Here is a 22,040-nt window from a genome sequence, read left to right as displayed (position 1 = left end):
GGTGGGTAGTGGATAGATAACAAGATAGTGATTATTGATACTTTTGGCAAGTGAACAAAATCGCTATATTGTGTGGATAACTTGGGGGTGAATTGTTACGAAAGGCTCACAAGCAGCGCCGTTACTGGCGCTCACCTCCCGTCACTCTAGGGGATAAGATTTTACTGAAAATCTTAAAAATTTGATCGTTTGCCGGTTTATTAAACATTAGAAAAAAAATGGCATAACTTATCGTTTTTATTGTTTAAAAAAACAGTTTCTGTCGAATTTCATGGTTGACGGCGTATAAATCAACAAATGGGTGTGCTAATACGCAAAAAATGGTCACATCAAGCGCAATCAGCCCTCAAGGAGCCGCCGAGTGCTGGCTCCTTGAGAGGAAATAATCAGCGCCTTATTCTTCTTCTCGTTGAGTATGCACCATATAGTTCACATCAACATTGCGGCCCAGCTTGAAATGGTCTGTTATCGGGTTGTAATGCAAGCCAATAATATGGCGTTCGCGCAGTGGCGTTTGGTCAACCCAACCAATCAACTCTGACGGGCGAATAAACTTTTTCGAGTCATGGGTGCCTTTGGGCACTATCTTCAATATATATTCAGCGCCCACCACTGCCATTAGCCAGGATTTGGTATTGCGGTTGATGGTCGAAAAGAAAACATGCCCACCGGGTTTGACCAATTGTGCACAGGCGCGAATAACCGAAGCAGGGTCAGGGACGTGTTCGAGCATCTCCATACAGGTCACCACGTCGTAATGTTGCGGGTGCTTTTGTGCGTGGCTTTCAACCGTTTCCTGAACATAATCGAGTTTGGTGCCGGTTTCCAATGCATGCAGCCGCGCAACTTGTAGTGGCTCATAACCCATATCCAGCCCGGTAACCTGAGCGCCTTCATGCGCCATGCTTTCAGCCAGAATGCCGCCCCCGCAACCGACATCCAGCACTTTTTTGTCGAAAATACCACCAGCGCGCTGCAAAATATAATCAAGGCGCAGCGGGTTGATACGATGGAGAGGCTTAAACTCACCCTCTAAATCCCACCAGCGGGAGGCTACTGCTTCAAATTTAGCAATTTCTTGTTCATCGACGTTTATCTGTTCAGCAACTTGACGATGGGGGGCGGTGGTCTCTATAGACATGGCGAGTTCTCTCTGTTTTATTTCTTTGCGCAGATTATACATATTCCCCGTCAATTGGCGCAGTTTTGTCTATAAGGCGTACACGGGGCGATATGCGGTAATAGTAGTTTCGACAATCATCATGTAGTTTCGCCAAAATCAGGGTTTTGTGATATAGTTTCGTACCTTTAAATCCGGTAATTAGTAGAGGGATAGCGGCTCAATGAGCGACCTTGCCAGAGAAATAACACCGGTCAACATCGAGGAAGAGCTGAAAAGCTCCTATCTGGATTACGCGATGTCCGTTATTGTCGGACGTGCATTACCAGATGTCCGGGATGGACTGAAGCCCGTTCACCGTCGCGTACTGTTTGCGATGAATGTACTGGGTAATGACTGGAATAAACCATACAAAAAATCGGCCCGTGTAGTCGGGGACGTTATCGGTAAATATCACCCGCATGGTGACAGCGCGGTCTACGACACTATCGTGCGTATGGCTCAGCCGTTCTCACTGCGCTATATGCTGGTGGATGGGCAGGGTAACTTCGGTTCCGTTGATGGCGACTCCGCCGCAGCGATGCGTTATACCGAAATCCGTATGTCTAAAATTGCTCACGAATTGTTAGCGGATTTAGAAAAAGACACCGTCGACTTCGTGCCTAACTATGACGGTACGGAGCAAATTCCTGCCGTAATGCCAACCAAAATCCCTAACTTGCTGGTTAACGGCTCGTCAGGTATTGCCGTCGGGATGGCCACCAATATTCCGCCGCATAACCTTTCTGAGGTTATTGATGGCTGCCTGGCCTATATCGAAGATGAAAACATCACCATTGAAGGGTTGATGGAGTACATCCCTGGGCCAGACTTCCCAACTGCTGCGATTATCAATGGTCGCCGTGGTATTGAAGAAGCTTATCGTACTGGCCGTGGCAAGATTTATGTTCGTGCCCGTGCTGAAGTCGAAGCTGATGCTAAAACCGGCCGTGAAACTATTATTGTTCACGAGATCCCGTATCAGGTGAACAAAGCGCGGTTGATTGAGAAAATCGCCGAGCTGGTCAAAGAAAAACGCGTTGAAGGCATCAGTGCATTGCGTGATGAGTCTGATAAAGACGGCATGCGTATCGTGATTGAAATCAAACGTGATGCTGTTGGGGAAGTGGTGCTGAATAACCTCTACTCTCTGACGCAATTGCAGGTGACTTTCGGTATCAATATGGTGGCTCTGTCTCAAGGGCAGCCTAAATTGCTTAACCTGAAAGACATCTTGGTGGCCTTTGTTCGCCATCGCCGTGAAGTGGTGACGCGTCGGACTATTTTTGAACTGCGTAAAGCACGTGACCGCGCGCATATCCTTGAAGCGCTGGCTATTGCATTGGCTAATATCGATCCGATTATCGAATTGATTCGCCGTGCTGCAACCCCTGCCGAAGCGAAAGCCGGCCTGATTGCCAGCCCATGGGAATTAGGTAACGTCGCGTCAATGCTGGAACGTGCTGGTGATGATGCTGCCCGCCCTGAATGGCTGGAAGAAGAGTTCGGGATCCGTGACGGCAAATATTACCTCACCGAGCAGCAAGCTCAGGCCATTTTGGATCTGCGTTTGCAGAAACTGACCGGTCTGGAGCATGAAAAACTGCTGGATGAGTATAAAGAGCTGCTGACCGTCATTGGTGAGTTGATCTTTATTCTGGAAAACCCAGAGCGCTTGATGGAAGTTATTCGCGAAGAGTTAGTCGCCATTAAAGAGCTATATAATGATGCGCGCCGTACAGAAATAACTGCGAATACCTCCGACATTAATATTGAAGACCTGATTAATCAGGAAGATGTGGTTGTGACACTGTCCCATCAGGGTTATGTCAAATATCAACCACTGACTGATTACGAAGCTCAGCGTCGTGGTGGTAAAGGTAAGTCGGCTGCCCGTATCAAAGAAGAAGACTTCATTGATCGCCTGCTGGTCGCCAACACCCACGATACTATTTTGTGCTTCTCCAGCCGTGGCCGCCTCTATTGGATGAAAGTCTATCAGTTGCCGGAAGCTAGCCGTGGTGCGCGTGGTCGTCCGATCGTCAACTTGTTGCCGCTTGAGCCAAATGAGCGAATCACCGCCATTCTGCCAGTGCGGGAATATGAAGAAGGCCGTCACATCTTTATGGCTACCGCCAGCGGTACTGTGAAGAAAACTGCGCTGACCGAGTTCAGTCGCCCACGCAGTGCCGGTATTATTGCCGTCAACCTGAATGAAGGCGATGAGCTGATCGGTGTCGATCTGACCGATGGCAGCAATGAAGTGATGCTGTTCTCCGCATTGGGTAAAGTGGTTCGCTTCCCTGAATCGCAGGTTCGTTCTATGGGCCGTACTGCGACCGGTGTACGTGGTATCAACCTCAATGGCGACGATCGGGTTATTTCTCTTATCATCCCACGAGGTGATGGTGAAATCCTGACCGTGACTGAAAACGGTTATGGTAAGCGTACCGCAGTGGAAGAATATCCAACTAAGTCGCGTGCGACTCAAGGGGTTATCTCCATTAAAGTCAGTGAGCGTAATGGTAAGGTTGTTGGGGCTGTGCAAGTGGCGCCGACCGACCAGATCATGATGATCACCGATGCCGGTACACTGGTGCGCACCCGCGTATCTGAAGTGAGCGTCGTGGGCCGAAATACCCAAGGTGTGACACTGATCCGTACCGCTGAAGACGAGCATGTGGTCGGTCTGCAACGTGTTGCTGAGCCGGAAGAGGATGATGAAATCCTTGATGGTGAATCATTAGATGGTGAAGAGGGCAGTGAAGAAAAGACTGCGCTGAATACTCCGGAAGATGAAGATGCTGCTGACGAAGCAAAAGACGGTGACGACGAGGACAACAACGCATAATGCGCTGTTGATACTCATTCATTGTTAAAACCAAGAGCCAGCTTACGAGCTGGCTTTTTTATGCTGACTTTTTAATGAGTCGTGGGTAGTGTATTCTGTAGGCCACTCAGCCTGCCCGGCGATGCTTTCACCATGGTATCAGATTGAAATATCTTTCTTCATTTCGCACGACACTGAAAATTTCCCGTTACTTATTTCGGGTTCTGGCTGTCATGTTATGGTCCCTTGGCGCACTGCTGACCACTTTTTATATCCTGAACATCCTTAACGAGAAAAAATCTGACATTCGTCAGGAATATAATACTAACTTCGATTTAGCACAGAGCTATATTCGACATTCTTCCGATATTATCCGTGATATCAAATATATGGCGGAAAACAGGTTAAACCACAATACTGCGAGCAGTGATATCGCGGCTGGTGCATTTATTAAAAGTAAAGCCACGCCCAAATATTACCCACTCAATCCAGCGGCCGATTGCGCCACACTTAATGCGTCTCGTCACTCGTCATTAGATTCTCTCAGTAATCTTATCTTGTATTGGAAAGAGAACTTTGCGGCCGCCTATGATCTTAACCGGATATTTTTTATTGGCAGCGACACCATGTGTATGGTGGATTTCGATATTCGAAATGTTCCGATAGAGCAAGAGAGTCTGCTTAAGTCGTTGAATGAACACATTGCAAAATATCGTGAGGCAAATAATCAGGATAAAGACAGCCCGTTGTATTGGATTGTCCCTGGTGTGCGGCCTGAAATTGGCACCTTATATGTGCTAAGCCCGCTTTATGCGGGCAATAAGTTAGAAGCATTGGTGGGGACAGAACAGACTATTCGGCTGGAGGATTTCATCTCTCCTGGGCCTCTACCTGTTGGTGTGACTTTGCTGGATGAAAATAATGAGCCCGTATTGCGCCTTGCAACCGGGGAGCGCTACGCCTCAATGTTGGATGACTATCCTGATTCACCCTCTTATTTTGGTTATGTAGATGATTATAATTATCTGATTCTGAAAAAGAATTTACTGCCGTCCTCGCTCAGCATTGCCTATTCTTTGCCGGTTAGAACTATAATAGACATATTCAAGCTATTAATTTTTAATGCATTATTGCTGAATGCGTTATCTGCTGCGGTGATATTCACTCTGGCCTGGTTGTTTGAACGGAAAATGTTCCATCCGGCTGAAGATAATGCTTTGCGACTGGAAGAACATGAACAATTTAACCGTAAAATTGTTGCTTCTGCGCCGGTGGGTATTTCTATATTACGCATCAGCGACGGCACCAATATCCTCAGTAACGAACTAGCACATAACTATATTAATTTACTGACAAATGAGGATCGTGAACGTATTACCCGCATTATTTGTGAGCAGCAGGCAAACTTTGTTGATGTGATGACCAGTAATAATAACAATCTACAAATCAGCTTTGTTCACTCCCGCTATCGTAATGAAAATGTAGCGATTTGTGTGCTGGTGGATGTCAGTTCACGGGTGAAAATGGAAGAGTCATTGCAAGAAATGGCGGCGGCGGCAGAGCAGGCCAGCCAATCGAAATCCATGTTTTTGGCAACCGTCAGTCACGAACTGCGCACCCCACTGTATGGCATTATCGGCAATCTCGACTTATTACAAACCAAAGAGTTGCCACACGGGGTTGAGCGGTTGGTGACAGCGATGAACAATTCTTCTGGGCTATTACTCAAAATTATCAGTGATATTCTCGATTTCTCTAAAATAGAATCTGAGCAACTGAAAATTGAGCCGATCGAGTTTTCTACTGTCGAGGTAATAACACATATCACGGCGAACTATTTACCGCTGGTGGTGAAGAAGCGCTTGGGTTTGTACTGTTTTATTGAACCGAATGTTCCGCGGATGATGGTGGGTGATGCTGTTCGTCTACAACAAGTTATTTCTAACTTGCTGAACAATGCTATTAAATTTACCGATACTGGCTGCATTATTTTGCAAGTCAGGGTGCGCGGTTATTATTTGGAATTCCGTGTGCGGGATACCGGTGTGGGTATTAACTCACGTGAGATAAATCAGTTATTTGATCCTTTCTTCCAGGTGGGAACCGGGGTGCAGCGCCATTTCCAGGGAACCGGTTTAGGGTTAGCAATTTGTGAGAAATTGATCAACTTGATGGACGGCGATGTTGAGGTGGTTTCTGAGCTGGGAATGGGCAGTATCTTTGCTATTCGTATTCCTTTGTATTTGAAAGAAAGTCAGTATCAGGCCCAAAATGCAGTTTTGCCGGAGAGTGATCGCTGGCAAGGAAAGATATTGTGGCTGGATATTCGCAATGCTCGCCTGGAAAGCTATTTACTCGATCTTTTAAGCCATTTCGGTGCCACTATCCAACGTTACAGCAATGAGCAAACGTTACAGGATCAAGTGCTTATTTGTGATTACTTACCACAAATAAACGCGCCATTATCGACCTGGATTCAGATATCCATTGAGCATATTGGTTTGCCACAAGAAACACGGCCCGGTTATTGGTTGTTGAGTACCGCCACATTGCTGGAAATCATCCCGTTATTAGATTGTATACTGCAGGAACAGCCTGCAGTTGAAGAAGCCCCGCTCGCGTTACCAGCAGCGAAAACCAATCAGGATGATAATGATGACCTGCAAATTCTGGTGGTGGATGACCATCCGATTAATCGGCGGTTATTGGCTGATCAACTGACAACTTTAGGTTATCGGGTCATTACGGCGAATGATGGCTTGGATGCTCTGGCAGTGTTGAATGCCAATAGTGTTGATATTGTGCTGACTGATGTGAATATGCCGAATATGGATGGTTATCGTCTGACACAGCGCTTACGGCAACTGAATCATAATTTCCCGGTAATTGGTGTCACAGCCAATGCATTGGCGGAAGGTAAACAACGCTGTCTTGAAGCCGGTATGGATAACTGTTTATCTAAGCCAGTCACATTGGATACCTTGCGCCAGATGCTGCGTTATTACGGCGATAAAGTGCGGAAAGCGCGCTAGAGCCTTTGTACTTGAAGCTGCAGGGTTATTGCTACACCTACTCACCCGAATCACTTACGTGAGTAAGCTCATTGGGAATAATTAGCCTCATCCGTGAGGTTCACCCTGCGGGTTAGCATCAATGCTGTTCAAATCGCTTCCCGACCGATTTGTCTCTCGTTTGCTGCCTACCTACAACTCTAATTACTTTGGCTTATAGTTTTGAATTTGAAAGTGCAGGGTTGTTATAACGATAATTAATGGATTGATAGAAATGGGTAAAACCCGGCACTGCTGGACAATACCGGGTTGGGGGACAACTGTTATTCTTTATCTTGGCCAATAGTGACAGACGAAAGGTAGTTTAACAGGGCAATATCATTATCCACGCCCAGCTTCAGCATCGCCGACTTCTTCTGGCTACTGATGGTTTTAATGCTGCGATTAAGTTTTCTGGCAATCTCAGTGACCAGAAAACCTTCAGCAAATAACCGTAAAACTTCACTTTCTTTTGGTGATAAACGCTTATCACCGTAGCCATTAGCGCTGATTTTTTCTAGCAGTTTAGCCACACTTTCAGGAGTGAATTTTTTCCCTTTCTGTAATGCTGCCAAAGCCTTAGGTAAATCAGCGGGCGCGCCTTGTTTTAATACAATCCCGTCAATGTCCAAGTCCAAAACTGAACTGAGAATAGCCGGGTTATTATTCATTGTTAGTACAATTATGGCTAAATCCGGGTAATGCCGTTTTATATATTTTATCAATGTGATGCCATCACCGTACTTATCTCCAGGCATGGAGAGGTCGGTAATTAGCACATTGGCATCAAGCTTAGACAAATTGTTAATAAGCGCTGTTGAGTCTTCAAACTCCCCAACAACATTTACCCACTCAATTTGTTCGAGTGACTTTCGGATGCCAAACAAAACAATTGGATGGTCATCAGCAATAATTACATTAAGGTTGTTCATGGTTATGGGTTACCTTGCTGCAACAGTCTGGTGACGAAAGAATCAATTTGACTGATGCTATTTTCGATCTTCAACCGATCGCCATCTGCGATATGCTGTTCTAATGTTTCACATAGTTGTTTGCCGAGATGCAAATTCAACATAGCAAATACGCCTTTCAATCGATGTGCGGTCTGCGAAAGCGATATGAAATCACGTTGCTGAAGTTCAGTATACAGTTTCTTCAGATCTACCGGTACTGTCTCAACAAATAAGGAATAATAGTCACTGGACTTTAGTTGTTGTTCATATGCATTTATATCACCATCAACAATGGATCCAGACTCATCGTTAGATTCGTCTGATAAAATTTGCTGTTCAATTAATAATAATATTGCATCAATGACTGCACTACCTAAATTATAATTTACCCGAATATAATTATCCTGCAACTGCTGCATTCCTATTTCATCAGGTGCAAGTAATAAGGTATATTTATCATAGTGTTGTGAGTTGTCTGTCACGGTTACATCATAGTCTCGCCCCGGTAAGCGGTCATCAACAATAATGCAGTTAGCGCCGAATGAATTCAATAATGTTGTGATTATAGAACGCACTTCTTCCGATGTTATGTCTAATAATACCGTCACACCATCCAATAATTTCTCTTGCTCCTCCTCTTGCGCATTTTGGATAGCAATCGTAACCCGGATTGTATAACGAGTACCTATATCAACTTTGCTGCGGATCTCTAATTGGCCATTTAATTTTTTACATAATTGGTTACATAAAAAGAAGGTTAATCCCGAACTGTGATTGTATCTGTCGGCCAATGTTTGGCTGAGGAAAGGATAATTAAGATTACTGATCTCTTCATCAGAAATACCTGCGCCGGTATCAGTTATTTGAATAATCAGTTGTTCTGGATGCCCAGGCTCATGGCCCACATTAAGGGTGATTTTTCCGTAAGCTGTCGTAATAACAGAATAATGCAGCAGTAACGAAAGTATTTTCCGTAATACTTTTTCATCTCCTATATAATTCTGTTCAATATCAACAAGATAATGATTAAATAGAGTTAAGCCTTTCTGATTAATCGCTGGAAGAATCTCCAGTAGGAGGCTATCGATTAATGCCGACAAGGAGAAACTATGCTGCTCAGGTTGCCAGTCTTGGATTTCCAAGCGAGTCAGCAGGGTAATATTATCAACCAGCTCAATAATACTTTCAGATTGTTCTACTAATTTAGCCGTTAGTTCATATCGCAGTGCTAAGTCAGTTGTGTTTTGTAATGCTTTAGCCGTCTGATTTAGATTAGTTAGGGGCTGATTCAGTTCAATACCAAGGTTATGCAACATGAGCTTACGCGCTTGCAGACTTTTGTCGTATTCACGCCTTGCCTGTTGCAGGCGTTTATTGACCAAGACTTCTTTATCTTGATCATGAAGCAAGAAAAGGTAGGTTTCGGGCGAAAACTTGCTGCGGAATATTCGGATTTCGTAAACTTCATTATTCACTGTGCCCTGAATCACCCCATGGTGTTGTTCCGCCATATGTGCAATTTTCTGCAGATTAAGGTGCGGCATCAGGTTATCAGCTATCTGATTACTGGCGACAATGGCATTAGTGCTGAAGTTATATACCAATAGCCCTTGCGGCAAGCTGGTAATGATTTCCTGACTCAGTGATTTCTGGGCCTCTAATTGTTCAATCATATCTGAACTTGGGCGAACAAATTGACGGCGAGCTAAATAGGCCCCTAAGATTGCCAGGAATAACAGCAATATATTGGTCAGAATCAGCCAGAAATTATTCCTTAATAAATCAATGGTCAGCACGGTAACAGGCACACGATAAACAATTTTCAGTGAGGTGTTAGCCAGTGGTGCAGAGACTTCAACCCAATAGCCATTTAACGCTACGCTGGCAGCGGTGGTGTCCTCCGGTGCCATTCCCTCATTAATAGGCGTTTTGTCGGGTTGGAGGAGGAAGTTTGATCGCGCCATGTTCGGCGGGATTAAGTCATTAATTGGCAAGTCAAAGGCAATGACTGTCGCCAAATGGCCGGGATGGTTAAAGGTGGTTCGGATAGTAAAATAGTAGGCGTTCTGAAAGCGTAATTTCCGTAATGGCGAGAAACTCTCACGCTCATCTAATGTATTGGCCTGTTGCAGCATTTCTGCACGCCGAGACTCGGCGGCGGCGGTCAGGTAACTCTCTTTAAAACGCGATGTAATTTCTTTTAACGGCTGTGTGGTAATGAGCGCCAGGCTATTGTCCTGGCCATTAAGGTAATACATCGAGTAAGTATCATTCTGCGCTCCCCAATGGTTGTCGAGATAGTCCGACAACTGCAAGGTCATGGCCAGTGTCGCGGGGGTATGATTACCAAAAATAACGGCATCAGTTTTTTTGCGTGGTTTTTCAATATAATAAATATCAGGACGCAGACGGGTTTCTTGGACGTTGAGAATACTCTTGTCCGAAATATCTGGATTATTGGCAAAATCGTATATCTGGTAGGTATGGTAACGATAATCATCAATACGCTGCTGCAAACCGGTAGCAATATAGGCCAATGTGTGTTTTTTTTCTGTCAGGTAAGCATTGGTATAGTTGTAACCATACAGCCCCATCGAGATGAGCAGCAATACGATAAACAGCCAGAAACAACGTGTAATGTTAGCTGAACTGGGTGATAACGAGTTATTTTGCATAAAGATAATGCAGTTCCCTTGGTTAGCGCGTGACGGCTTTGGCGCTGGCAGTGACAGTCAGTAACAACAGTGCCACGCAGCCAAAAGCGACCGATAAATTACTGACCTGGGCGACAAAACCAATTGCCGCAGGGCCTGCCAGAATACCGGCATAACCGATGGTGGTGATGGATGCGACGGCTAAATTTGCCGGCATCACGGTTTGGTTACCCGCAGCGGTAAACAGGATCGGCACCACATTCGATGCACCTAACCCCACAAGCATAAAGCCAATCAGGGCCGCAATTGAGTTATCAATGCTTATCGCGGTAATAATCCCCACGGCCGCACATAAGCTCCCACCTAATAATACCTTGTATCGGCCCAATCCGTTGACTATCCGATCACCATTTAAACGGCCCAATGTCATGGCAATAGCAAATACTGCATAACCCATACCGGCTTGTGAGGGATCCATACCGCGCAGTGTGGTCAGGAAGACCGCACTCCAGTCGAGCATTGAGCCTTCAGCCAGGAACATCACAAAGCATAAAAAGCCGATAAACATCACCCATCCGCGCGGGAAGACAAATAAGGGGCCATCATGCGGCTCTCCACTGCCCTGTAACAGGTTTTTATTGGCGGTCAGTAATAAGATAATCATTAATGCGACGGTGGTAAGAATCGCTGTCAGGGGGCTTAAACCGAGCCACAATAATGCGCTCACGCCGCCCGCGCCCGCAATCCCGCCGACGCTGAATAGCCCGTGGAAGCCGGACATCATCGCCCGGCCACTCGCTTTCTCAACAATGACCGCTTGAATATTCATGGCGACATCTATTATGCCCATTGCCGCCCCGAAGACTAACAAGGCGAGTGCCATCGTGACGGGAGTATTCATCAAAACCAGCAAGGGGAGGTCAAGACAAAGTACCGCTCCAGCCAATAAAATCACTGCCCGACACCCCCATTTAGCGGTTAGCACCCCCGTCAAGGGCATTGCAAGCATCGAACCGACACCAATACACAATAACAGTAAGCCCAGTGAAGCATCATTCAGACCAATACGTTCTTTGGCAAAGGGCACTAACGGCGCCCAGGCAGCCATCCCTAATCCGGAGATAAAAAATGCGAGCCGAGTCGAGATTTGCTGTGCAACACCTGGCTGCGATATGGATTGACGTGTTTTGGCGGTCATGAGGTATAGGATCTGCGATTGATACGAATAATAAATATAGACAGACGTTTCTATCACAAAGCGAAATGCGGGTCGAAGGGATTTATCTGGATTATCACAATACTTGGCCACCTTGTTCATCATGCTGTCGGTTTTATCATTGACTTGCTCAAATATTAATCAATCAGCAGATTTATGATAACAATACAATAAAGCTAAGCTATGGTGGAATCTGTATTGCCGGATAGCTGGCAAGATGAGGTCAAGCGAGATCAATTTTACTCTCGGATGTATGTTCATACTAATCGCGCCGACCTGGCTAATAAAGCGAGCAAATTATTTCCCATATCACCGGGCATGGTGGCCAGTACAGCGAGCTAATTCTCCAATTTTCATATAAACCTTAACAGCATTGTTAAAGTTCAATACTATCCTCCTGTTAATGTGTTGAATAGCGGCGAGCTTCTTAGACAATTTCATATCCTATAAGCCCGATATTTTCATAAATTATCGGGGGATGTTTTATCTTATATTGTCTGACTTACACAGTAGCTCAGTTTGCATTCACACTAATGACAAAGCCAATAATATGAAAAAAAACCAATAAAGATGAAGGCAATAATTAGCCGTTCAGGTTAATTATTGTGCTTAATTATTTAAGCTATTCGTGCTCAAATATAGCTGTGAAACTATATTATTTATCTATAATTTGATTGTGTAAGTATTATCAAAATAATAAATATACATTTTGATAATGTGGCGCGGGCAATAAAAAAGCCGGTCAAAGACCGGCCGTAACACTAACGAATTATCTGGCTGCGCGAGCCACAATGAAGGAAATAGTAAAATAATGATGATAGCGGATTTATTATAGTTCCTCGATGTTAGATATTGCTTGTCAATTTGTGCTATTAATATATTTATATATGTGTTTGATTTATAAAGTTAAAAATTATTTATTGATTATGGGTGCTATATTTTATAGTGTTTTTAAATTCTGTTAAAGTTCGCTATAATTAACATGTTGAAATACTTTATAGACATATGAAACATTATCCGAGACTTCGTAGCATTTTCTGTATAGATTAATCCTAATATTATTACCACAATAGAATAACCCGATTGGGATAATATGCTCGTAAGAGCAGTGGCATAGTTAGATCTAATAATTAGAGGATAATAACGATGAAACTTCGAGTTCTTTCCCTGCTTGTTCCCGCTTTATTAGTTGCAGGTAGTGCAGGCGCAGCTGAAATTTACAACAAAGACGGTAACAAACTGGATCTGTACGGTAAGGTCGATGGTCTGCATTATTTTTCTGACGACAAAAGCAAAGATGGTGACCAATCTTACATGCGTTTTGGTCTGAAAGGCGAAACCCAAATCAGTGATCAACTGACCGGTTATGGCCAGTGGGAATATCAAGCAAATCTAAACAAAGCGGAAGACCAAGACCAAGGTAACTTCACCCGTGTTGGCTTTGCTGGTTTGAAATTTGCTGATTTCGGTTCTTTCGACTACGGCCGTAACTATGGTGTGCTGTACGACGTAACTTCATGGACTGACGTACTGCCAGAATTCGGTGGTGATACTTACGGTGCTGACAACTTCCTGTCACAACGTGGTAACGGCATGGCGACTTACCGTAACACCAACTTCTTTGGTCTGGTGGATGGCCTGAACTTTGCTCTGCAATATCAGGGCAAAAATGGCAGCGGTACTGAAACCAACAATGGCCGTGATGTACAAGGTCAGAATGGTGACGGCTATGGTATGTCCGTTTCTTATGATTTGGGCTGGGGCGTGAGCGCATCTGCTGCGATGGCCAGTTCTAAACGTACTGATGACCAGAATAAACTGGCATTTGGCCATGGTGATCGCGCTGACGCGTACACCGGTGGTTTGAAATATGATGCGAACAATGTCTATCTGGCCGCAAATTATGCCCAGACTTACAACTTGACTCGCTTCGGTAACTTCAACAATGACACTGACTCAGGTTTTGCCAACAAAGCACAAAACATCGAGTTAGTGGCTCAGTATCAGTTTGACTTCGGCCTGCGCCCATCCGTGGCTTACCTGCAATCTAAAGGTAAAGACCTTGGCAACGGCTATGGTGACCAGGATCTGCTGAAATATGTTGATGTCGGCGCGACTTACTACTTCAACAAAAATATGTCCACCTATGTTGATTACAAAATCAACCTGTTGGATGAAAATACCTTTACCAAAAATGCCGGTATCAACACTGATGATATCGTAGCGGTTGGTTTGGTTTACCAGTTCTAATCCTGCTGACAGGGTGGTTCTGATAAAACGCGGTCATTTGGCCGCGTTTTTTGTACCCGCGCTTTGTTGTTAGTCGGCTGAAATCCCCATTCACACATGGGCGCATTTTTAATCATTTTGCTTTTTTTTGACCAGTTTTGGCATGAACTTTAACCAAACGAACTAAAATTTCATTTTTTTTGAATGAAACACTAGACATATCATCACGCTATAGATGATAATCCCGCTCATTGGAAGGATGGCCGAGTGGTTTAAGGCAACGGTCTTGAAAACCGTCGACTGTAACAGGTCCTAGAGTTCGAATCTCTATCCTTCCGCCAAATTACGCCGGCATAGCTCAGTTGGTAGAGCAACTGACTTGTAATCAGTAGGTCCCGAGTTCGACTCTTGGTGCCGGCACCAATTAAAATCCCGTTATCTGAATAAGATAACGGGATTTTTGCTTTCCGACAAATTTGCATCGCGGCAGGATTTCTCACTGCCGCTGATTGAGTCAGCTATTCTTCGCCAACTGTGCAACCAACCGATTCACGCCATCACTCATATTGGTGAACTTCGTCAGTTGCGTGCGGGTGACCACCACGAAAACTGCAATATTCTTCTCGGGGATCATCGCCATATAAGTAATAAATCCACCACCGCCACCGGTTTTTTGCATAATACCCGGCAGTTCAGCATTGGGTGCCATATAGACCCAGCCTAGCCCCAGGGCATCGGCCTGGCCAGCTACATCCATCCCTTTTAATGACACTAAATCACGGCGTTGGAAATACAGCGCTTGTTCGCGTTTAGCGGTGTTTTTACGTGCACTGTTATTTGACGCTAAGAATTGCTGCATCCAGCGCTGCATATCTTCCGGTGTTGAATAAACCCCGCCACTACCCGCTGCTGCAATGGTGTTTTCACAGCGACTACTGCCCACGCCAACCATCAAACGGCTACATTGCTCTGCTGTAGGGGTGAGAGTGGTATTTCGCATACCCAGTGGAGCGGTAATTTTATCTCGTAATAAGCTGGTATAAGGTTTCCCGGAGGCGCGAGATAGCGCGTCTGCCAGCAAATCGTAAGCTAAATTCGAATAAGCCGCTTTCACGCCAGGGGGAACAGTCATATTGGCCAGTTTCAACCATTGCCAGCGGTTATCTTTAGTCGGCCAGGTAAACACCGGCCTTTTTTGCGGGCCACCGGGCTGTTCTCGGGGCAAGCCGCTGGTGTGGCTGGCCAGATTGAGCAAGGTAATCGGCTGTTTCGCATTATAAGCTGGGACTCTGGCTCCTTTAGGGGCCCATTTTTGCAAAGGATCGGTTAATTTTACCGTGCCATCCTCAGCCAGCTTTACCATGACTTCACTGGTCATCAGCTTGGTAATAGAGGCAATGCGGATTAATGAATCTGGCCGCGGGCGCAAATTGTTACCGGGTTTGGTTTCGCCAAAACTGCGGTTAACCACTTGATTATTATCAATAACAACCAGTGCCATCCCCATGGCTCCGCTGTTATAGAAGATATGTTCGGCATATTGATCAACAACTTGTGATGTCAAAAGCTCGGTGTTGGCGTAGCCGTGCAACGGAATAGTAAACAGAGCAGCGGCCAGTAACGGGGAAGAAAAATGTTTCAGCAATCTTTTGTCCAAGGTCAAAAAGTAAAATAAGCGTCATGGACTTATAGTAATCGGATATCTGCATAAAACATGCTGAAATTTTCAAGCAGACGAATAATTTACATTACCGGGAAGTACTTGCCCGGAGTGACACCAAAAACACGTTGAAATTGCTCAATAAAAGCGCTGAGATTATCGTAGCCAACATCTAAAGCGACATGGGTCACCGGTATTTTCTCTGCCAGCATTTCCAATGCTCGCATTAAACGTGCGCGTTGCCGCCAGTGGCTAAAACTGTAGCCAGTTTCAATGATAAAACGGCGGCTCAAAGTGCGTGGAGACATTCCTGCCCACTGCGCCCATTGCTCCATCCTTTGCTTATTAGCCAAATCATTCAGTAACGCCCGGGCAACTTTGAGTAACCGGGAGTCTTGCGGCATGGGCAATTCAAAAGGTTCTGCGGGCAGTGAGGCAATCTCATCGAGTATTACCGCAATAATCCGCTGCTGTTTCTCATCTAACTCGGTAGGGTGCCATTGTGCCGCTCGACTCACTGTTTCTCGTAGTAATCCACTTAACTGCATGGTGCGCGGAAGTTGCGGTAAAGGCGCGCAGGCGTCTTCACGAACATAGACACTCCAGCCGCGAAAAGGGCCGTGAGAGTAAAAACCATGTTCTTGGTGAGGAGGCAGCCACACCACATGGGTGGCGGGTACCACCCACTGACCCTCAGGCAGGGTCACGGTCAACAACCCATTGATCGCCCCTAATAACTGACCCGCACTGTGGCGATGTGGCTCGGTTATTCGCGGCTGTGGGTCGTGGCGCTGTATCACCGTTAGCAGCGGCATTTCTGTCGGCTGAAGTATTGACGAGTTTATTAAAGTGGGTTTCATGGCGTTAAAACCGTATTGAATGACCTGAATACGTTATCAAGGTCATGAAGATATTGCTAGTCTGGTTTTCTCAATAGTGAGTGGGATAACGGGACGATAAAAATGAATTCACAGCAAGCAAAACAATTTCTCCAGCAGGTATTTACGGCCTTGGTCGATCCGGCCTTCACAGCTCAGGAGGTTGCCGCCTTCTTTTCTAAGGATTATCAACAAAATGCGGACGGTAATTTATTAAATTATGAAGAGTTTATTCAACATGCGCAGGTATTGAAAAATACCTTGATCAGCGGGAAAGTCACTCTTGAAAAGGTCATTGCCGAGGGTGACCGGGTAGCCAGTGTGCATCTGGTTGAGGCAGTGAAAAAGAATGGGCAAAAAGTGCTGATGAAAGTGATTGCTTTCTACCAAATAGAAAATGGCTTGATAACCTCAGTCGAGGAATTGACCCATATGATCCACGGCGAAGCTCAGGATCGTGACTTAGGTTCACGCGTTTCGCATTAATCATGCAGTTAAAAAACCGCAGCGGGCAGGGCCGTTGCGGTTTGGGATATCTATTGAAATGAATTAGCTTTCAGTGACCGGCTTGGGGATCACATTGGATGATTCTTTCATGCCCAGAGGGTTATTCCCCCAGCACTGCTCATACTTCCAACCGGTGAGTTCTTCCGCCACCACTCTGGCATGGGCCGGAATATCTGCCATGGCACCACCATTCTTAATCCGATCAATTTCTTCCAGCAGAATTTTATGATTCTTGCGGTCCAGTTTCATCTGCGTGGTGTAGTAGATTGCCACCAGCGCCAGTGAGATAACCCCGATGGCAAATACCCCGACAATGGCTTGTACCGCGACTTCCGGTTGGTTGGATTGGCCGGAAACAAAGCCAAAGCGGCTTAATGTCCAGCCCATAGCGAAGACAATAATTGAGCGCACCATTTTGCCAGCAAACGTCATGGCTCCGGCATAAATCCCTTCACGGCGACGCCCCGTCAAAACTTCGTCCACATCCGCCAGGAAAGTATAAACCGTCCATGGAATGTAGTAGATACCGCCGGTACTTAAACCGAAAACAGCAGTAATGCAGAACAACACAATCACTGTCGTGGCTTGAGACCAACCGGTGAAATAGAGCGCCGCATAGGCAATCACACTGACAATCACCACTTGCAGGGCAATACGGAACGGGCGAGCAAAGCCCATTTTGACGCAAATACCGATAAAGATAGCGGTAGAAATCAACTGCATGATTGAACTGAAACTGTTGAGCTGGGAAACCAGCGCCGCATCCTGACCCAGGCCAAAAATAATAAAGTATGTGAATGCAGACGCGAACAGCCATTCAGCTCCAAAACCGAACAGGTACATCCCCAGGTGTTTGCGGAAAATTCGTAGATGAAAAGTGGAGGTCATATCCACACACAGTTTTTTCAAAGCCTGGCCCAAGCTGCTGGTGGTTTCTTTCACCACTTCGCTGGCCGGACGCTCCCAGGATGAGCTGTAAAGCCAGATCATGGCGCAACACATAATCAAGCCGTAGGCGATACCGGTATAGAGGAAGGGGGTTGCTGAATCTTTACCATAAATAGCAATAAACTGGCCGGGGATAAAAGCTGCCAGGAAGTTGGCGACTTTGCCGAAAATAGCTTTAGAACCGGTCAATTTCGAGCGTTTGGCGAAATCGGTGGTCATCTCGGTCGCCAGTGTTTCATACGGCACCATGATGGAGGTGTAAATCAGTTCAAACAGCGCGTAGGTCAGGAGGTAATACCAGAAACCAAATCCGCTCATCCACAGCATGGGATAGACCAATACCAGTGGAATACCTAGCAAGATAAAGAAGCGGCGTCGGCCAAATATGCGGCCAAGTCGTGTATTGTAAAAGTTATCAGTGATATAACCCATTACTGGATTACTGATGGCATCGAGAATACTGGCGATTGAAAAAATAGTGGCCGCTTCTACCACTGATAGCCCGCAAAAGGTGGTGTAGAAATACATTAACCAGGCACCGCTGATTGCCAGTGCCCCGCTTCCCAGTAAGTTGGCGCTCCCATACGCCAACGTATGTCTTGTTGTAATAGCTTTACTCATTCTTACTGCCACCTCAAATTAAAACAACGTTTCATTAATAATGGATAATTGTTTTGTTTATAAAGGAGTGTTGCTATTAAAAATGAGCGTTGGATCACGAAAAAGGGTTTTGTCGCCGGAGATGGCGCGTATTGCAGTAAAAATTGATATGAATCAATTTAGTAGAAAGGTGGAAATATTCAGTAAAAAACAAAATATCCATAAGAATATGAATGAGTGATAATGCCTGCTTATGACAATTGTGACCGTGATAAGTGTGGCAAGATTTAAATCAGACTTCTGAAGTATCATCATCGACATTAAATTCTATTGTTTAGGCGACTTGTCCAGCGGGTGAAAGCATTCATATTGGGCAAGCGTGAACTATGACGGGCATGGCCCATGAATGTATTCTGGCTGCAAGAGTGGCTAGCAGTGAAGGACGTAAAATGGCGAAGAAAAACCCTTATTATGATGCCAGTAAGCCACACCACACAGAGTTTGGATTTCAGAATCTGGAGCCAGTTGTCCATCATTCGCAAGATTTGAAACGCTGGCGTGAGGAACGAAAGCGCCAGTCCTTACCGAAACCCCCGCAGCAGGGTTATGCGCAGTTTGTCACTGACTGGTGGCAACCGGCAGATTTCAGCGGTCAACAAGATGCTTTGTGGTGGCTGGGCCATGCTTCGTTATTATTGCGCGTAAGTGGCAAAACCGTGCTGTTTGATCCGGTGCTTTCCAGCCGGGCTTCACCGCTCAATTTTTATGGCCCAGAGCGCAGGACGCCGGTACCTGCCAGCGTAAAGGAGTTGCCGCATATTGATGTGATTGTGATTTCCCATAATCATTATGACCATTTGGATGTCAGAACCATTACTCAATTATTACGCCGTTTCCCCGACGTGACTTTTTTAGCGCCACTGGGGCTGAAAAGTTGGTTTCTGCATCATGGTGCTCGCCATGTTCACGAATTGGATTGGTGGGACAGCCATCTTGCCGCCGAATTTGAGTTTCATTGTGTGCCCGCGCGGCACTGGAGCATGCGCACACCGTGGGATCGTAACCAAAGTTTGTGGTCGGGCTGGGTGGTTAAGCGCGATGCTATCAATTTCTATTTCACCGGTGACACCGGGTATAGCCCGCAATTACTCACCATTGGTGAAAAATTAGGGCCATTTAACTATGCAGCTTTACCGATTGGCGCTTATGCCCCGCGTTGGTTTATGAATGCGCAGCATATGGATCCGCAGCAATCAGTGCAGTTATTTAAACAATTACAGCAACCTGTGACGGTGCCTATCCACTGGGGCGTGTTTGAGTTGGCTGATGAATCACTGGATGAGCCGCCACAACAACTGAAGCTCGCATTAACAGAAGCGGGGATCGAGACAGACAATTTTGTACCGCTGAAAATTGGCGCGCGGATATTACTTGAGTCAGGTCGTGCTTGAGTAGAGCGTTTCAGCGGGTTAAAGGTGACCCGCTGAAACGGAAGGTCATTAGATCCTGAATTGGTTCACAGCACCGGTCAAATCAGCTGCTTGAGCTTGCAATGCCGCAGAGGCCGCAGTTGATTCCTGCACCAATGCGGCATTTTGTTGCACCATGGTATCCAATTGTGCAACTGCGCTATTGATTTCATGAATGCCGCGCATTTGTTCATCTGCCGCATTAGTGATTTCTGACATAATTGTCGTGACATCAGACACGCTGCTCACAATTTCGGTCATGGTATTACTGGCTTGCCGCACCTGACCAGATCCAGAGGCAACACTGCTTACCGTCGAGTCAATCAGTGTTTTGATCTCTTTTGCCGCTTGTGCGCTGCGTTGCGCCAATGTCCGGACTTCTCCCGCCACCACGGCAAATCCACGGCCTTGTTCACCGGCGCGCGCTGCTTCGACAGCCGCATTCAGCGCCAGAATATTGGTCTGGAAAGCGATACCATCAATGACACTGGTGATATCACCGATTTTGCCCGATGCCGCCTCAATGGACTCCATGGTCGTGATAACTTTCGCGATAACTTCGCCGCCACGAGAAGCATCATTGGCGGCTGAGAGAACCGCAGTATTAGCTTGCCTTGCTGCACTGGCTGATTGCGCCACGGTGGCCGAGATTTGTTCTAATGCCGCTGAAGTTTGTTGCAAGCTGGCAGCGGCTGACTCTGTGCGGCCAGACAAATCCTGATTACCTGCTGCGATCTCATTGGCTGCAATACTGACAGACTCGCTGGTATTGCGGATCTGCGCCATGACGCTGCTGAGTTTGTCGGCAAAGTTATTGAATGAAATCGCTATTTTTGCCACTTCATCGCGGCCTTCGACCGGCAGGCGCTGGGTTAAGTCCTCCGTGCCTGAACTGATAGCATCCATAGCTTTATGGACATGGGTCAGTGGCGTCAGGGCGCGCTGGGTAATCAGGCTAATAATTACCACAGCAATTAAGATAATGACAATCAGGGTCACCAGGGATGTGGTCAATAATGAGCGCATACCCGCAGTGGCGTGGGCTTTATCCAGTGCGACGACGGTAAACCACTGGGTACCGGGTACGGCTTGTGCGAGTAACAACTTGGTGCTGCCATCAATTTCGGCAGCGGTAGGGGAGCTTGCGGTCAACAGGGTTTTAAGATCCAGTGTTGGCGCAATTTCACTTAATGGTTTTAGGGTTAATTGCGCGTCTGGGTGGGCGATAATTGTGCCGTCAGTATCAATTAACATACCAAAACTACCCTCTGTTGGATGGATAGATTTTACGTTTGTAATCACGCTGTCCATGGTGACATCGGCAGCTAATACCCCTTTCACACTGCCATCCTGAATAATCGGCAATGCAAAAGTTACGACTAACTGATTAGTCCCAGCATCAATATAAGGGGGCGTCACCACTGGACTTCCCGCTTTCACTGCTTGTAAATACCAAGGGCGACCGGTGGGGTCATAGCCAGCAGGGATACCATCTGGATTAGAAAAAATGGCCGTCTTATTTGCGTAACCAATATAAACGTTAATGAAGTTACCTGCCGCAGCCACTTGGCGTAAAGCTGCAATAGGGTCAGCTGTCAGTGAACTCTCCTTAAGAGACACAATCATCTGTGTTTTCATCGCCACCCAATCTGCAATCCCAACCCCATGGCTGGCAGTAACCGCTTTCAAGGTATTATCGATGGCACTATTGTTATATTTGTTGGCAACCGAGTAGTTAAAATAAGTATTAATGGCAAGCGAGCCAGCCACGATGATAATACAGGCAGCCAGAATACGTGAACGAATGGAATCAAGCATAGAGCGTCCTAAAGGTAGGGGAGGGCATGATTCAAGTAACGGCTTGATATAGGAAAACTTGAACTGAAT

At 46.0% G+C, this 22,040-nt stretch carries 13 protein-coding genes, 2 tRNA genes and 1 pseudogene; 8 read left to right on the top strand and 8 right to left on the bottom strand.

Annotation, left to right across the window (positions count from 1 at the left end; genetic code table 11):
• Window positions 1–394 precede the first annotated feature (394 nt).
• Window positions 395–1,141 carry a bifunctional 2-polyprenyl-6-hydroxyphenol methylase/3-demethylubiquinol 3-O-methyltransferase UbiG gene (gene ubiG, locus DX162_RS20505; RefSeq protein WP_032819456.1) on the bottom strand — a complete coding sequence of 249 codons (747 nt, stop codon included), beginning with the start codon at window positions 1,139–1,141 and terminating at the stop codon, window positions 395–397.
• Window positions 1,142–1,343: 202 nt separating this feature from the next.
• Between ubiG and gyrA the strand changes: the two genes are divergently transcribed.
• Together gyrA and rcsC are read left to right on the top strand one after the other, a co-directional pair.
• Complete coding sequence (gene gyrA, locus DX162_RS20500) at window positions 1,344–4,010, top strand: DNA topoisomerase (ATP-hydrolyzing) subunit A (protein ID WP_004389431.1); 2,667 nt, start codon at window positions 1,344–1,346, stop codon at window positions 4,008–4,010.
• A gap of 143 nt (window positions 4,011–4,153) precedes the next feature.
• Window positions 4,154–7,021, top strand: a complete 2,868-nt coding sequence (rcsC, locus tag DX162_RS20495; protein ID WP_032819383.1) for a two-component system sensor histidine kinase RcsC — start codon at window positions 4,154–4,156, stop codon at window positions 7,019–7,021.
• A gap of 302 nt (window positions 7,022–7,323) precedes the next feature.
• Here the strand turns inward: rcsC and rcsB are convergent, their stop codons facing one another.
• Genes rcsB through DX162_RS20480 form a run of 3 tightly spaced genes read right to left on the bottom strand, consistent with a single transcriptional unit; the run spans window position 7,324 to window position 11,844 of the window.
• Window positions 7,324–7,971, bottom strand: coding sequence for a response regulator transcription factor RcsB (rcsB, locus tag DX162_RS20490; protein ID WP_004389433.1), 648 nt, complete (start codon window positions 7,969–7,971; stop codon window positions 7,324–7,326).
• Between the two features lie 2 nt (window positions 7,972–7,973).
• On the bottom strand, window positions 7,974–10,667 hold the full coding sequence (gene rcsD / locus DX162_RS20485) for a phosphotransferase RcsD (protein WP_004389434.1): 2,694 nt from the start codon (window positions 10,665–10,667) through the stop codon (window positions 7,974–7,976).
• Window positions 10,668–10,689: 22 nt separating this feature from the next.
• Complete coding sequence (locus DX162_RS20480; RefSeq protein WP_004389435.1) at window positions 10,690–11,844, bottom strand: MFS transporter; 1,155 nt, start codon at window positions 11,842–11,844, stop codon at window positions 10,690–10,692.
• A 204-nt stretch (window positions 11,845–12,048) separates the two neighbouring features.
• Here DX162_RS20480 and DX162_RS22710 point away from each other — a divergent pair.
• From DX162_RS22710 to DX162_RS20460, 4 genes and pseudogenes are all read left to right on the top strand, one after another.
• A pseudogene (locus DX162_RS22710) lies at window positions 12,049–12,192 on the top strand (secretion protein HlyD); the annotation flags it as partial.
• Between the two features lie 816 nt (window positions 12,193–13,008).
• Window positions 13,009–14,112, top strand: coding sequence for a porin OmpC (locus DX162_RS20470; protein WP_004389439.1), 1,104 nt, complete (start codon window positions 13,009–13,011; stop codon window positions 14,110–14,112).
• A 232-nt stretch (window positions 14,113–14,344) separates the two neighbouring features.
• Window positions 14,345–14,432, top strand: a tRNA-Ser gene (locus DX162_RS20465).
• 6 nt (window positions 14,433–14,438) lie between these two features.
• Window positions 14,439–14,514, top strand: a tRNA-Thr gene (locus tag DX162_RS20460).
• Between the two features lie 91 nt (window positions 14,515–14,605).
• Here DX162_RS20460 and ampH read toward each other — a convergent pair.
• Both ampH and DX162_RS20450 read right to left on the bottom strand, forming a co-directional pair.
• Window positions 14,606–15,748, bottom strand: coding sequence for a D-alanyl-D-alanine-carboxypeptidase/endopeptidase AmpH (gene ampH / locus DX162_RS20455; RefSeq protein WP_032819457.1), 1,143 nt, complete (start codon window positions 15,746–15,748; stop codon window positions 14,606–14,608).
• A gap of 86 nt (window positions 15,749–15,834) precedes the next feature.
• Window positions 15,835–16,611 (bottom strand): AraC family transcriptional regulator, encoded by a 777-nt coding sequence (locus DX162_RS20450; protein WP_032819385.1) that lies wholly within the window; start codon window positions 16,609–16,611, stop codon window positions 15,835–15,837.
• 102 nt (window positions 16,612–16,713) lie between these two features.
• Here DX162_RS20450 and DX162_RS20445 point away from each other — a divergent pair, with 102 nt between their 5' ends.
• Window positions 16,714–17,115 carry a nuclear transport factor 2 family protein gene (locus tag DX162_RS20445; protein WP_004389442.1) on the top strand — a complete coding sequence of 134 codons (402 nt, stop codon included), beginning with the start codon at window positions 16,714–16,716 and terminating at the stop codon, window positions 17,113–17,115.
• A gap of 63 nt (window positions 17,116–17,178) precedes the next feature.
• Here DX162_RS20445 and DX162_RS20440 read toward each other — a convergent pair whose 3' ends face one another.
• Window positions 17,179–18,705 carry an MFS transporter gene (locus tag DX162_RS20440; protein ID WP_032819386.1) on the bottom strand — a complete coding sequence of 509 codons (1,527 nt, stop codon included), beginning with the start codon at window positions 18,703–18,705 and terminating at the stop codon, window positions 17,179–17,181.
• Window positions 18,706–19,133: 428 nt separating this feature from the next.
• Here DX162_RS20440 and DX162_RS20435 point away from each other — a divergent pair, with 428 nt between their 5' ends.
• The gene (locus DX162_RS20435; protein WP_032819458.1) at window positions 19,134–20,135 is read left to right on the top strand and encodes an MBL fold metallo-hydrolase; all 1,002 of its coding nucleotides are present in this window, start codon (window positions 19,134–19,136) and stop codon (window positions 20,133–20,135) included.
• 48 nt (window positions 20,136–20,183) lie between these two features.
• Here DX162_RS20435 and DX162_RS20430 read toward each other — a convergent pair whose 3' ends face one another.
• Window positions 20,184–21,971: a methyl-accepting chemotaxis protein gene (locus DX162_RS20430; RefSeq protein WP_004389446.1), complete on the bottom strand. Its 1,788-nt coding sequence runs from the start codon at window positions 21,969–21,971 to the stop codon at window positions 20,184–20,186.
• Between the last annotated feature and the right edge of the window lie 69 nt (window positions 21,972–22,040).

Origin of the sequence: Yersinia kristensenii, from assembly GCF_900460525.1 — a bacterium.
Taxonomy (GTDB): domain Bacteria; phylum Pseudomonadota; class Gammaproteobacteria; order Enterobacterales; family Enterobacteriaceae; genus Yersinia; species Yersinia kristensenii.
This window is presented reverse-complemented; position numbering and strand designations above follow the sequence as displayed.

Bases quoted from the DNA above. Each gene is read 5' to 3' on its own strand.
- gyrA (WP_004389431.1), top strand. From the start codon at position 1,344: ATGAGCGACCTTGCCAGAGAAATAACACCGGTCAACATCGAGGAAGAG.
- DX162_RS20430 (WP_004389446.1), bottom strand. From the start codon at position 21,971: ATGCTTGATTCCATTCGTTCACGTATTCTGGCTGCCTGTATTATCATC.
- DX162_RS20440 (WP_032819386.1), bottom strand. From the start codon at position 18,705: ATGAGTAAAGCTATTACAACAAGACATACGTTGGCGTATGGGAGCGCC.
- DX162_RS20435 (WP_032819458.1), top strand. From the start codon at position 19,134: ATGGCGAAGAAAAACCCTTATTATGATGCCAGTAAGCCACACCACACA.
- DX162_RS20480 (WP_004389435.1), bottom strand. From the start codon at position 11,844: ATGACCGCCAAAACACGTCAATCCATATCGCAGCCAGGTGTTGCACAG.
- rcsB (WP_004389433.1), bottom strand. From the start codon at position 7,971: ATGAACAACCTTAATGTAATTATTGCTGATGACCATCCAATTGTTTTG.
- rcsD (WP_004389434.1), bottom strand. From the start codon at position 10,667: ATGCAAAATAACTCGTTATCACCCAGTTCAGCTAACATTACACGTTGT.
- DX162_RS20450 (WP_032819385.1), bottom strand. From the start codon at position 16,611: ATGAAACCCACTTTAATAAACTCGTCAATACTTCAGCCGACAGAAATG.
- DX162_RS20470 (WP_004389439.1), top strand. From the start codon at position 13,009: ATGAAACTTCGAGTTCTTTCCCTGCTTGTTCCCGCTTTATTAGTTGCA.
- DX162_RS20445 (WP_004389442.1), top strand. From the start codon at position 16,714: ATGAATTCACAGCAAGCAAAACAATTTCTCCAGCAGGTATTTACGGCC.
- ubiG (WP_032819456.1), bottom strand. From the start codon at position 1,141: ATGTCTATAGAGACCACCGCCCCCCATCGTCAAGTTGCTGAACAGATA.